The organism is Kitasatospora sp. NPDC033851, from assembly GCF_055576085.1.
The window spans coordinates 171,306-183,944 of record NZ_JBVIRL010000004.1 but is presented as its reverse complement, the minus strand read 5'-3'; the positions used below and the strand labels follow the sequence as shown (position 1 = coordinate 183,944).

General features: G+C 71.4%; 11 protein-coding genes. 2 read left to right on the top strand and 9 right to left on the bottom strand.

What is annotated here, in order from left to right:
- Window positions 1–54 precede the first annotated feature (54 nt).
- Window positions 55–900, top strand: a complete 846-nt coding sequence (locus tag ACZ51D_RS10325; protein ID WP_465661839.1) for a peptidylprolyl isomerase — start codon at window positions 55–57, stop codon at window positions 898–900.
- A gap of 285 nt (window positions 901–1,185) precedes the next feature.
- On the top strand, window positions 1,186–2,415 hold the full coding sequence (locus ACZ51D_RS10320) for a DUF349 domain-containing protein (protein WP_360498475.1): 1,230 nt from the start codon (window positions 1,186–1,188) through the stop codon (window positions 2,413–2,415).
- Window positions 2,416–2,490: 75 nt separating this feature from the next.
- On the opposite strand, the gene ACZ51D_RS10315 is transcribed toward ACZ51D_RS10320, so the two are convergent.
- From ACZ51D_RS10315 to ACZ51D_RS10275, 9 genes are all read right to left on the bottom strand, one after another.
- Entirely contained in the window at window positions 2,491–4,920 is a 2,430-nt protein-coding gene (locus ACZ51D_RS10315) for a RelA/SpoT family protein (protein WP_396287727.1), read from the bottom strand.
- A 175-nt stretch (window positions 4,921–5,095) separates the two neighbouring features.
- Complete coding sequence (locus ACZ51D_RS10310) at window positions 5,096–5,647, bottom strand: adenine phosphoribosyltransferase (protein WP_465617057.1); 552 nt, start codon at window positions 5,645–5,647, stop codon at window positions 5,096–5,098.
- A gap of 24 nt (window positions 5,648–5,671) precedes the next feature.
- Complete coding sequence (secF, locus tag ACZ51D_RS10305) at window positions 5,672–6,760, bottom strand: protein translocase subunit SecF (protein ID WP_465617055.1); 1,089 nt, start codon at window positions 6,758–6,760, stop codon at window positions 5,672–5,674.
- Between the two features lie 4 nt (window positions 6,761–6,764).
- Window positions 6,765–8,564, bottom strand: a complete 1,800-nt coding sequence (gene secD, locus ACZ51D_RS10300) for a protein translocase subunit SecD (RefSeq protein WP_396287728.1) — start codon at window positions 8,562–8,564, stop codon at window positions 6,765–6,767.
- A 147-nt stretch (window positions 8,565–8,711) separates the two neighbouring features.
- The gene (yajC, locus tag ACZ51D_RS10295) at window positions 8,712–9,119 is read right to left on the bottom strand and encodes a preprotein translocase subunit YajC (RefSeq protein WP_465661837.1); all 408 of its coding nucleotides are present in this window, start codon (window positions 9,117–9,119) and stop codon (window positions 8,712–8,714) included.
- A 259-nt stretch (window positions 9,120–9,378) separates the two neighbouring features.
- Complete coding sequence (gene ruvB, locus ACZ51D_RS10290) at window positions 9,379–10,479, bottom strand: Holliday junction branch migration DNA helicase RuvB (protein WP_465661835.1); 1,101 nt, start codon at window positions 10,477–10,479, stop codon at window positions 9,379–9,381.
- A 55-nt stretch (window positions 10,480–10,534) separates the two neighbouring features.
- The gene (gene ruvA / locus ACZ51D_RS10285; RefSeq protein ID WP_465617050.1) at window positions 10,535–11,146 is read right to left on the bottom strand and encodes a Holliday junction branch migration protein RuvA; all 612 of its coding nucleotides are present in this window, start codon (window positions 11,144–11,146) and stop codon (window positions 10,535–10,537) included.
- Window positions 11,143–11,694: a crossover junction endodeoxyribonuclease RuvC gene (gene ruvC / locus ACZ51D_RS10280; RefSeq protein ID WP_360498545.1), complete on the bottom strand. Its 552-nt coding sequence runs from the start codon at window positions 11,692–11,694 to the stop codon at window positions 11,143–11,145. The genes ruvA and ruvC overlap by 4 nt, the downstream gene beginning before the upstream one ends.
- Before the next feature lie 142 nt (window positions 11,695–11,836).
- Window positions 11,837–12,595 (bottom strand): YebC/PmpR family DNA-binding transcriptional regulator, encoded by a 759-nt coding sequence (locus tag ACZ51D_RS10275; RefSeq protein WP_350521269.1) that lies wholly within the window; start codon window positions 12,593–12,595, stop codon window positions 11,837–11,839.
- Window positions 12,596–12,639 lie beyond the last annotated feature (44 nt).

Below are 12,639 nucleotides of genomic sequence, written 5' to 3'. Positions count from 1 at the left end.
TCCGCTCCGGAATCCATCCACTTTTTCCCCGCACATCCGTAGGAGACACGGCCGGTGGTCAGTAGCGAACAGCGGCGGCGGCAGCTCGCCCGCGAGAAGTACGAGCGCCAGTTGGAGCGCCGGGTCGAGGCGGCGGCCGCGCGTAGGCGCCGCAACACGATCCTGGGCTCCTCATTGGCCGTCGTGGTCCTGGCCGGCGGCGGGACCCTGATCGCCACCGGCGCGTTCAGCTCGGACGACAAGGACAAGAGCACCTCGGCCGCGAGCACCCCGCAGGCCGCGCCGACCCAGGCCGGCGAGCCGACCACCCCGACCCGCAAGCCGGTCGAGGGCTGCGTCGACCCGGCGCCGGGCGCCCCCAACGGCAAGAAGTGGCAGGCCGAGCCGGCCATGTCGGTCGACCCGGGCGCCGCGTACACCATGGCGCTGGACACCAACTGCGGCAAGGTGACGATCGCGCTGGACGCGGCCAAGGCCCCGCACACCGTGAACTCCTTCGCCTTCCTGGCCGGCGAGAAGTACTTCGACCACACCAAGTGCCACCGCCTCACCACCGACGGCATCTTCGTGCTGCAGTGCGGCGACCCGACCGCCAGCGCGACCGTCCCGGGCGGCACGGGCGGCCCCGGCTACAAGTTCGCGGACGAGAACCTGGCCGGCGCGACCTACCCGGCGGGCACCGTGGCGATGGCCAACTCCGGCCCGGGCACCAACGGCAGCCAGTTCTTCCTGGTCTACAAGGACACCAAGCTGCCGCCGAACTACACCCCCTTCGGCAAGATCAGCGGCGGCTTGGACGCGGTGCAGAAGATCGCTGCCGCCGGCACCCTGGAGGGCTCCCCGGACGGCCACCCGATGGCCGACGTGACCTTCAACTCCGTTACGGTGTCGAAGGGTTGATAGGCTCCGGGGCCGTCGGCGGCCGGCGTCCGCGCCGCCCCCGCCCGGCCCCGGACCGAAATCGCCCGGCCCCGGACCGAAATCGCCCGGCCCGGATGCGGACAGCACCGGGCCTGGTCGCCTATGTTGGCGTTGTATAGGGTGCCCGCACCCGCCTGGCCGTCACCCTCGGCAGAAAGGCACGGCGGACGGGGACGGCGGACTCATCGGTCCGCCGCACATCAACTGTGGACGACGGACGCGCGCCGCCCCGGCGCGGGCGCGACGTCATGTGGAGGACGCGCTATGAGCAGCGACCCGTGGGGCCGTGTGGACGAGCAGGGCACGGTCTACGTCAGGACGGCCGACGGCGAACGCGTCGTGGGTTCCTGGCAGGCCGGCTCGCCCGAGGAGGCCCTCGCCTACTTCGAGCGCAAGTACCAGGGCATCGAGGTGGAGATCGGCCTGCTGGAGAAGCGGGTGCGCACCACCGACCTGGCCGCCAAGGACGCCCAGACCGCGCTGGAGCACCTGCGCGCGCAGGTCGTCGAGGGGCACGCGGTCGGCGACCTGGACGCCCTGGCCAAGCGGCTGGACACGCTCGCCGGCGAGATCGAGAGCCGGCGCGAGGAGCGCAAGGCCGCCCGCGCCAAGGCCCAGGACGAGGCCCGCGCGGCCAAGGACGCCCTGGTCTCCGAAGCCGAGCAGCTCGCCGAGTCCACCCAGTGGCGGGAGGCCGGGGACCGGCTGCGCGCCCTGGTGGACACCTGGAAGGGCCTGCCGCGCCTGGACCGCAAGAGCGACGACGAGCTGTGGCACCGCTTCTCGCACGCCCGCTCGGTCTTCTCCAAGCACCGCAAGGCGCACTTCGCCACCCTGGACGCCGAGCGCGAGACGGCCCGGCAGACCAAGGAGGCGCTGGTCGCCGAGGCCGAGGCGCTGTCCTCGTCCACGGACTGGGGCACCACCGCGGCCTCCTACCGCGACCTGATGGCGCGCTGGAAGTCCGCCGGCCGGGCCCAGCGGGACATCGAGGACGAGCTGTGGGCGCGGTTCCGCGGCGCGCAGGACGTCTTCTTCCAGGCCCGCTCCGCGGTGTTCAGCGAGCGGGACGCCGAGCAGGTGGAGAACCAGAAGCTCAAGGAGGCGCTGGCCGACGAGGCCGAGGCGATCCTGCCGATCACCGACCTGAAGGCCGCCAAGGCCGCGCTGCGCGAGGTCAACGAGCGCTGGGAGGCGATCGGGCACGTGCCGCGCGAGGTCCGTCCGAAGCTGGACGGCCGGCTGAACGCGGTCGAGCGGGCCATCCGCGAGGCCGAGGACGCCGACTGGAAGCGCTCCAACCCGGAGGCCAAGGCCCGCGCGGCCGGCATGGTCGGCCTCTTCCAGGCCAAGGCCGACAAGATCCAGGCCGACCTGGACAAGGCCCGCGCCGCCGGCAACGCCTCCAGGGTCGCCAAGCTGGAGTCCGAGCTGACCGGCGTGCAGACCCTGCTGGAGCAGGCGCACCGCAGCCAGGAGGAGTTCAGCGGCTGATCGGACGCCGCAGGAACACCGAAGGGGCCCCGGGTCGATCCCGGGGCCCCTTCGCGTGCGGCTGCTCGCGCGCGGCTACTTGCGCGCGGAGGTGACGCGGTAGACGTCGTACACGCCCTCGACGCCGCGCACCGCCTTGAGCACGTGGCCGAGGTGCTTCGGGTCGCCCATCTCGAAGGTGAAACGGCTCATCGCCACCCGGTCGCGGGAGGTCTGCACCGCCGCCGACAGGATGTTGACGTGCTGGTCGGAGAGCACCCGGGTGACGTCCGAGAGCAGGCGGGAGCGGTCCAGCGCCTCGACCTGGATGGCCACCAGGAAGACCGAGGACTGGGTGGCCGCCCACTCGACGTCGATCATGCGCTCCGGCTGCTGGCTCAGCGCCTCGACGTTGACGCAGTCGGCGCGGTGCACCGAGACGCCGTTGCCGCGGGTCACGAAGCCGACGATCGGGTCGCCCGGCACCGGCGTGCAGCAGCGGGAGAGCTTGACCCAGACGTCCTCGACGCCCTTGACGATCACGCCCGGGTCGCCCTTGGCCCGGCGGCGCGCCGCGCGGCGGGTGTCGTGCGTCGGGGTGGCGGTCTCCGCCAGGTCCTCGGTCGCGCCCTCCTCGCCGCCGAGCGCCTGGACCAGCTTCTGGACGATGTTCTGCGCGGCGACGTGGCCCTCGCCGATCGCGGCGTAGAGCGAGGAGATGTCGGGGTAGCGCATCTCGTGGGCCAGGGTGACCAGCGAGTCGCCGGTCAGGATCCGCTGGATCGGCAGGCCCTGCTTGCGCATCGCCCGGACGATCGCCTCCTTGCCGTGCTCGATCGCCTCCTCGCGGCGCTCCTTGGAGAACCAGGCGCGGATCTTGTTGCGGGCGCGCGGCGACTTGACGAAGCCCAGCCAGTCCCGGGACGGCCCTGCGTTCTCCGCCTTGGAGGTGAACACCTCGACGGTGTCGCCGTTCTCCAGGGTCGACTCCAGCGGCACCAGCCGCCCGTTCACCCGGGCGCCTATCGTCCGGTAGCCGACCTCGGTGTGCACCGCGAAGGCGAAGTCGACCGGGGTCGCGCCGGCCGGCAGGGCTATCACGTCGCCCTTGGGCGTGAAGACGAAGACCTCGTTGCTGGCCAGGTCGAAGCGGAGCGACTCCAGGAACTCGCCCGGGTCGGCGGTCTCCTTCTGCCAGTCCAGCAGCTGCCGCAGCCAGGCCATCTCGTTGACGGCGCCGGCCTTGTCGTCCTTGCGGACCTGGGTCGGGGTGTCGGTGCGGACCTTGGACGCCCCGGCGACCGCGCGCTGCTTGTACTTCCAGTGCGCGGCGATGCCGTACTCGGCCCGTCGGTGCATGTCGAAGGTGCGGATCTGGAGTTCGACGGGCTTGCCGCCGGGGCCGATCACCGTCGTGTGCAGCGACTGGTACATGTTGAACTTGGGCATCGCGATGTAGTCCTTGAACCGCCCCGGCACCGGGTTCCACCGCGCGTGGATGGTGCCCAGCGCCGCGTAGCAGTCGCGGACGGTGTCGACCAGGACCCGGATGCCCACCAGGTCGTAGATCTCGGCGAAGTCCCGGCCCCGGACGATCATCTTCTGGTAGACCGAGTAGTAGTGCTTCGGCCGACCGGTGACGGAGGCGGTGATCCGGGCGCCGCGCAGGTCCGCCTGGACCTGGTCGATCACGGTCGCCAGGTACTCGTCCCGCTTGGGGGCGCGCTCGGCGACCAGCCGGACGATCTCGTCGTACATCTTGGGGTAGAGGATCGCGAAGGCGAGGTCCTCCAGCTCCCACTTGATGGTGTTCATGCCCAGCCGGTGCGCCAGCGGAGCGTAGATCTCCAGCGTCTCGCGGGCCTTCTTCTCCTGCTTCTCCCGCTTGAGGTAGCGCATCGTGCGCATGTTGTGCAGGCGGTCGGCCAGCTTGATCACCAGGACGCGCGGGTCCTTGGCCATCGCCACGACCATCTTGCGGACGGTCTCGGCCTGCGCGGCCTCGCCGAACTTGACCCGGTCCAGCTTGGTGACGCCGTCGACCAGCAGGGCCACCGAGTCGCCGAAGTCCTTGCGCAGGGTCTCCAGGCCGTAGTCGGTGTCCTCGACGGTGTCGTGCAGCAGCCCGGCCATCAGGGTCGGGGCGTCCATGCCGAGCTCGGCCAGGATCGTCGCGACGGCCAGCGGGTGCGTGATGTACGGGTCGCCGCTCTTGCGCTTCTGCCCGCGGTGCCACTTCTCGGCCACCGCGTACGCCTTCTCGATGTCACGCAGCAGCGCCGGGTCGGCCTTGGGGTCGTTGGCCCGGATCGAGCGGAACAGCGGCTCCAGGACGGGGTTGAGCACGCTGGTGCGCTGGCCGCCGAGGCGGGCCAGGCGGGCGCGCATGCCACCGGTGGAGCCCCGGCCGGACGGGGCGAGCGAACGCGAGGAGGTCGGCGCCGGGCGTGCCGGGGTGGCCCCCGAGGGCGTGGGACTGTCTTCGGGGGCGGCCGCTGCGGCCGTGGGCACAACCTCGTCGGGCAAGGACTACTCCTCGGGGCACCGGGCCGACCCCTGCCGTGGCCCGAACGGACGGACACAACCGGGAGGGGATGAATCTTCATGGTACCGAGCCGGGCGCCCCGGTGTTCATCCGGCCGGGCCACGAAACGGAAGGGCGGCGGTCGGATGTTCCGACCGCCGCCCTTCCGCAGTTGCCTCAGACCGTGACCAGCGTCTCCAGCGGAGCACCGTTCAGGTGCCCGGCCAGCCGCGCGCGGCCGTCCAGGAAGCCCAGCTCCATCAGCACCACGACGCCCGCCAGCTCGGCGCCGGCCTCCTTCACCAGGTCCAGCGAGGCGCCGATGGTGCCGCCCGTGGCCAGCACGTCGTCCACCACCAGCACCCGCTCACCCGGTGCGAAGGCGTCGCACTGCACCTCCAGCGTCGCCGCGCCGTACTCCAGCTCGTACGAGCGCCGGAACACCTCGCCGGGCAGCTTGCCCTGCTTGCGGATCGGCACGAAGCCGAGCCCGGCCGCGAAGGCCGCCGGGGCCGCCAGCACGAAGCCGCGCGCCTCCAGGCCCACCACCTTGGTCGCCCCGAGCTCCTTCGCCCGGTCCGCCAGCGCCCGGGTGAGGGCGCCGAAGGCCGCGGCGTCGGCGAGCAGCGGCGCGATGTCCTTGAACAGCACACCCGGCTTCGGGTAGTCCGGGACGTCCCGGATCCGGCTGTTCAGCAGCTCGGCCAGTGCGGTGTCGGCGGTGGTCACGGTGTCGGTCCTTAGGGTCGGGGCTCAGCTCTTGGTGGACGGACGGCCCTTGGCACGGGTGCCGGCCGAGCGACCACGCTGACCGACCATACCCGCAGGCTGGCCCTCGTCCGCGAGCTCGTCCGCGGGCACCGCGTCCTCGGCCTTGGCGGCCGAGGCCCGGTGCTGCAGGACCCGCTTGCGCAGCGCCTTCATCGTCGGCTGCTCCTCCTTGAGCTGCGCCAGCAGCGGGGTGGCGACGCAGATCGAGGAGTAGGCACCGGCCGCGAGACCGATGAACAGCGCGAGCGAGATGTCGTTCAGCGTGCCGGCGCCCAGGAAGCCGCCGCCGATGAACAGCAGCGCGGCCACCGGCAGCAGCGCCACCACGGTGGTGTTGAGCGAGCGCACCAGGGTCTGGTTGAGACCCGCGTTGGCCGCGTCGCTGTAGGTGAGCTTGTTCTGCTTGGTGAGCCCCTTGGTGTTCTCCTTCACGGTGTCGAAGACGACGACCGTGTCGTAGAGGGAGTAACCGAGGATCGTCAGGAAGCCGATCACCGTACCGGGGGTGACCTCGAAGCCCACCAGGGCGTAGACGCCGATGGTGATCAGGAGGTCGTGGATGAGGGCGACCAGGGCGGCCACCGCCATCCGCCACTCGAAGGCGATCGCCAGGTAGACCGTCACCAGGATCATGAAGACGATCAGACCGGTGAGCGCCTTGTTGGAGATCTGCTTGCCCCAGCTGGGGCCGATCACCTGGGCCTCGACGGTGTCCAGCGGAACGCCGATCTTCTCGGCGAGCTGCGAGCGCACCTCGTCCGAGCTCTTCGGCTCCTCGGTGCTGACCTGGATGCGGATCTTGCCGTTGTCGGTCGACTGCACCAGCGGGTGCGAGGAGACGACCTGGTCGGCCTTCTCCTGCGCCTGCGAGACGGACAGGCCGGGCTTGGCCACGGTGTAGACCGAGCCGCCCTTGAACTCGATGCCCAGGTGCAGGCCCATGGCCAGGCCGATCGCCGCGACCAGCACGATCGCACCGGAGATGGAGTACCAGAGCTTGCGGCGCCCGACGAAGTCGAAACTGACCTCGCCCTGGTAGAGCCGGTGACCCAGATTGGAGAAGCGCGACACGGTGTCAGGCCTCCTTCACGGCGGCAGAGGAGGAGTTACGGCGACGGCTGCTGCGCAGCGGCGGGCGGGCGCCCAGCCGCTTGGGGTCCAGGCCGGACCACGGGTGGCCGTTCAGGAAGAACTTGCGGCGGGCCAGCAGTGTGATCAGCGGCTTGGTGAAGAGGAAGATCACCACGACGTCGAGCGCGGTGGTCAGCCCCAGGGTGAACGCGAAGCCCTGGACCTTGCCGACCGAGACCACGTAGAGCACGGCGGCACAGAGGAAGGAGACGAAGTCCGAGACCAGGATGGTGCGCCGGGCGCGCGGCCAGGCCCGCTGGACCGCCGGGCGCAGCGGGGCGCCCTCGCGGACCTCGTCGCGGATGCGCTCGAAGTACACGATGAAGGAGTCGGCGGTGATACCGATCGCGACGATCGCACCGCAGACCGCGGGCAGGTTCAGCGCGAAGCCGATCCCGCCGCCGAGCAGGCTCATGATCGAGTAGGTCAGGATCGCGGAGACGATCAGACCGGCGATCGAGACCAGGCCGAGGCCGCGGTAGTAGACCAGCGAGTACGCGACGACCAGCAGCATGCCGATCGCGCCGGCCACCAGGCCGGCCTTGAGCTGGTCGCTGCCGAGCGCCGGGGAGACGGTGGTGATGTCGCTCTTGGCGAACTCCAGCGGCAGGGCGCCGTAGCCCAGCACGTTGGCGAGGTCCTGCGCCTCGGTCTGCGAGAAGCGACCGGTGATGACCGCGCTGCCGCCCGGGATCGGGCCGTTGACCTGCGGGTGCGAGACGACCTGGTTGTCCAGCACGATGGCGAACTGGTTGGTCGGCGGGGCCTGGGTGGCCAGCTGGCCGGTGATCTTGGAGAAGGCGTCCGTACCGGTGCCGTTGAACTGCAGCTGGACCTGCCAGCCGGCGCCGGTCTGGGTGTCGAGCGAGGGCTGGGCCTTGGTGACGTCCGAGCCCTTCACGGCCACGGGGCCGAGGGCCAGCTTCTCGTAGTAGCCGTTCTCGGCCTTCTGGGAGCAGGCGACGACGGCCTTGTCCTCGGGGCCGGTCTGGGTGGCGCGGACCTCGGGCTTGGTGCAGTCGAGGGCGGCGAAGGCGGCGGACAGCTCCGGCGGGACGGTGCCCTGGGTCATCGCGGCGCTCAGGTCGGCGGCGCTCGGCGGGGTGGCCGGGGCGCTCGGAGCGCCGGTGGCGGCCGGGGCGGCGCTGCCGGTGGCGGGGGCGGACGGGCTGGCGCCCTCGGCGGCCAGCGCCTCGCCGACGGTGCGGCCCTGCTTGGTGGCGCTCGCGGTCGCGGACGGCGTGCCGGTCGCGGCACCGGCCGGCGGGGTGGCACCGGCCGACGGGGTCGCGCCCGGGGTGCCGGTGGCGGCGGCGGACGGGGTGCCGGTGGGCGTCGGAGCGGTGACACCGCTGGGAGCCACGGCCAGGACCGGGCGGAAGAACAGCTTGGCGGTGGTACCCACCTGGTCCGCCGCGTTCTGCTGGTTGCCGCCCTTGGGGATGTTCACGATGATCGTGTTGTCGCCCTGGGTCTGGACCTCCGCCTCGGAGACACCCATACCGTTGACACGGCGCTCGATGATCCCGGTGGCGATGTCCATGTTGGACTTGGTGATCGCCTTGGGGTCGGTCGACTTCGCGGTCAGCGTGATGCTGGTGCCGCCTGCGAGGTCGATCCCGAGTCGGGGCTTGGTGTTGCCCGTCCCGAACATGAGGGCGACCAGTCCGACGGTGACGACCAGGATGAGGGCCAGCGCCCGCCCTGGGTAGCCGTCGCGCGGGCGCGACTTGGGTGTTGCCACCTTGCTCGTTTCTCCCTGTCCATGCCACCTCCCCGACCGGACCCCCGTCCGGCTCGTGGCTGAACGGGGGTACGGAGGTTCTGCGGCCCTGAGGTCCTGTGGGCTCGCGGCACTGCGCCGCGCGGCCGAGCGGATTGCCCGGCCGTACTACTTGCTCGCGGGAGCCCCGCCCTCGACGTCGCCCTTCTCGGCGCCGTCCTTGGTGAGCGACAGCGGCTTGTCCTCGACCGGCTCGGCGTCGGCGTCCTCGGCCTCCGGCTCGGGAAGCTCGTCGTCGGCGGGGCGACCGTTGATGATCGCGTCGTACTCCTGGGGGTCCAGGACGGCCGCGATCGCGCTCTTGGTGAAGTGGGTGACCACGCCGGGCGCGATCTCCAGCTCGACGGTCTCCTCGTTGACCGCCTTCACCTGGGCGTACAGACCGCCGATGGTGCGCACTCCAGCCCCGGGCTCCAGCGCGGTCTGCATGCTCTGCTGCTGCTGCTGGCGCTTCTTCTGCGATCGGAACATGAGCACGATCGCGACGACCGGGAGGAGAAGGATGATGAGGTTCACTGCAGCCAGGGTCCTTTACGGGCCGCCGGCCGGCGGCCTGTGTGGTATTGGTCGGCCCGTCAGGTGAGAGGGGCGGTCCGGCGGAGTCTATGCAACCCCGAATCGATCGGACAACGCCAAGCATCGCATCCTGTTGCCGAAAGTGGCGAGCCTCCGCCTGCACAGATTCCCCGGGCTTCCCTCGTGACTCCTCCTTGCGGTGCGGCGGCTGCACGGGCGGGGACGGCCCGGTACGGCTCACCCGTTCAGCCGATGACGGTCAACTTTCGTCGGCCGGGAAGAGCTCCGGTTGGGGCGGGACGCCGACGCGGGTCGCCTGGAGCGGCGGGGTCTGCGCCCGCGAGGTCTGCGCCGGAGGAGTCAGGCCGAGGTGCTGCCAGGCGGCGGCGGTGGCGATCCGCCCGCGCGGAGTCCGGGCGAGCAGGCCCTCGCGGACCAGGAAGGGCTCGGCGACCTCCTCGACCGTCTCGGCCTCCTCCCCCACCGCGACCGCGAGTGTCGACAAACCGACCGGTCCGCCGCCGAACAGCCGCAGCAGCGCGTCCAGCACCGCACGGTCCAGCCGGTCAAGGCCGCGGGCGTCCACCTCGTAGACGGCCAGCGCCTGGGCGGCGATCCCGGCGTCGACCTGGCCGTCGTGCCGGACCTGCGCGTAGTCGCGGACCCGGCGCAGCAGCCGGTTGGCGATGCGCGGGGTGCCGCGCGAGCGCCCGGCGATCTCGGCGGCGCCGGCCGTGTCTATCTCCACGTCCAGCAGCGCGGCCGAGCGGTGCACCACCCGCTGCAGCTCGGCCGGGGCGTAGAACTCCATGTGGCCGGTGAAGCCGAAGCGGTCACGCAGCGGGGGCGGCAGCAGGCCGGCCCGGGTGGTGGCGCCGACCAGCGTGAAGGGCGGCAGCTCCAGCGGGATGGCGGTGGCGCCCGGGCCCTTGCCGACGATCACGTCGACCCGGAAGTCCTCCATCGCCATGTAGAGCATCTCCTCGGCGGGCCGGGACATCCGGTGGATCTCGTCGAGGAAGAGCACCTCCCCCTCGGTGAGCGAGGAGAGGATCGCCGCGAGGTCGCCCGCGTGCTGGATGGCCGGGCCGGAGGTGATCCGGATCGGGGCGCCCAGCTCGGCCGCGATGATCATGGACAGGGTGGTCTTGCCCAGCCCGGGAGGCCCGCTCAGCAGGACGTGGTCGGGCGCGCTGCCGCGCTTGCGGGCGGCCTGGAGCACCAGGGACAGCTGCTCGCGCACCCGTTCCTGACCGATGAACTCGTCCAGCAGCTTGGGGCGCAGCGCCGCCTCGACCGCCTGGTCCTCACCGTCGGCGGCGGCCGTGACCAGCCGGTCGGCGGGTTCCGAGTCGTACATCGTTACGGGCTCCCAAGTCTCCAGAGTCGACAAACGGACAGATCGTCAGATGGCCTCAGCGGGCGCGGTTGAGGCCGCGCAGCGCGAGTCGGAGCAGGGCGCCGACGTCCGGCGTCGACTGGGCCTCCGCCTCCGGGGTGACGGCCGCGACCGCGTCGTCCGCCTCGCGCGGGGCGTAGCCGAGGCCGGTCAGCGCGGAGTGCAGCTGCTCGCTCCACGGCGCCGGGCCGGCCGCGACCGGCTTCTGCGCCGGCACCGAGCCGTGCGGGGCGCCCAGCTTGTCCTTGTACTCCAGCAGCAGCTTGGCCGCCTTCGCCTTGCCGATGCCCGGGACGGCGACCAGCGCCTTCTCGTCGCCGTTCGCGACCGCGGCCCGCAGCGCGTCCGGGCTGTGCACGCCGAGGATCGCCTGCGCCAGCTTGGGGCCGACGCCCGGCGCGGCCTGCAGGATCTCGAAGACCGCGCGCTCGTCGTCGTCCGCGAAGCCGAACAGGGTCAGCGAGTCCTCCCGGACCACCAGGGAGGTCGCCAGCCGGGCCGGCTCGCCCAGGCGCAGGCCGGCCAGCGTGTTCGGGGTGCACTGCACCGCCATGCCCACCCCGCCGACCTCGACCACCGCGAGCCCGGAGGAGATGGCCGCCACGGGCCCTTGCACGAAGGCGATCACCGGAAGGTTCCTTTCACGGGGGTGGAGCGCGTTGTGGCGCGGGCGGCCCGGACGGCGGCCTCCAGGCGGTTGGTCGCCCCGCCGCGCCAGATGTGGCAGATCGCGAGCGCCAGCGCGTCGGCGGCGTCCGCGGGCTTGGGCGGGGCGTCCAGCCGCAGCAGGCGCTGCACCATGGCCGTGACCTGGGCCTTGTCGGCCCGGCCGGAGCCGGTGACGGCCGCCTTGACCTCGCTGGGGGTGTGCAGGGTGACGGGGATGCCGCGGCGTGTGGCGCAGAGCATCGCGACCGCGCTGGCCTGGGCGGTGCCCATCACGGTGCGCACGTTGTGCTGGGCGAAGACCCGCTCGACCGCGACCAGATCGGGCCGGTGCTCGTCCAGCCAGGCCTCGATGCCCTCCTCGATCTGGAGCAGCCGCTGCCCGATCTCGGCCTCGGCGGGGGTGCGAACCACCCCGACCCCGACCATCCGCAGGGGCCGGCCCGGCGCGCCCTCGACCACGCCGACCCCGCACCTGGTCAGCCCCGGGTCCACACCCAGTACCCGCACCACTCGCCCCGCCTTCCGTCTCCGACCTGCGAAGGCTACCGTCCGGGTCCGACAACCCGACCGACGACACCGGCCCGGCGGTCCTGGGACCACCGGGCCGGGCAGTGGGAACGATCACTCAGCGAGGATCAGCCGCCGAGGATCACTCGGCGTCGAGCTCCGCACCGACCTCGTCGGAGATGTCGAAGTTGGCGAAGACGTTCTGCACGTCGTCGCTGTCCTCGAGGGCGTCGATCAGCTTGAGGATCTTGCGGGCGCCGTCGACGTCCAGCTCGACCTGCATGCTCGGGAGGAAGTTGGCCTCGGCCGAGTCGTAGTCGACGCCGGCGTCCACCAGCGCGGTGCGCACGGCGACCATCTTGGAGGCCTCGGAGACGATCTCGAACGAGTCGCCGAGGTCGTTGATCTCCTCGGGCTCCTGGTCGAGGACGACCTCGAACAGCTTGTCCTCGTCCACGCCGTCGGCCTTGGGGACGATGACGACACCCTTACGGGTGAACAGGTACGACACCGAGCCCGGGTCGGCCATCGAGCCGCCGTTGCGGGTCATCGCGACGCGCACGTCGGAGGCGGCCCGGTTGCGGTTGTCGGTGAGGCACTCGATCAGGACGGCGACACCGTTCGGGCCGTAGCCCTCGTACATGATGGTCTGGTAGTCGGCGCCGCCGGCCTCCAGACCGCCACCGCGCTTGACGGCGCGGTTGATGTTGTCGATCGGGACCGAGCTCTTCTTCGCCTTCTGGATGGCGTCGTAGAGGGTCGGGTTGCCCGCCGGGTCGGGTCCGCCGGTGCGCGCCGCCACCTCGATGTTCTTGATCATCTTGGCGAAGAGCTTGCCGCGCTTGGCGTCGATCACGGCCTTCTTGTGCTTGGTGGTAGCCCACTTAGAGTGGCCGGACATCGCCAGCTCCTTTACGTCGCCAAAGGGAAATGAACAGATGAGAT

Coding starts and splice junctions, on each gene's coding strand:
- ACZ51D_RS10320 (WP_360498475.1), top strand. CDS start 1,186: ATGAGCAGCGACCCGTGGGGCCGTGTGGACGAGCAGGGCACGGTCTAC.
- ruvB (WP_465661835.1), bottom strand. CDS start 10,479: ATGTACGACTCGGAACCCGCCGACCGGCTGGTCACGGCCGCCGCCGAC.
- ACZ51D_RS10275 (WP_350521269.1), bottom strand. CDS start 12,595: ATGTCCGGCCACTCTAAGTGGGCTACCACCAAGCACAAGAAGGCCGTG.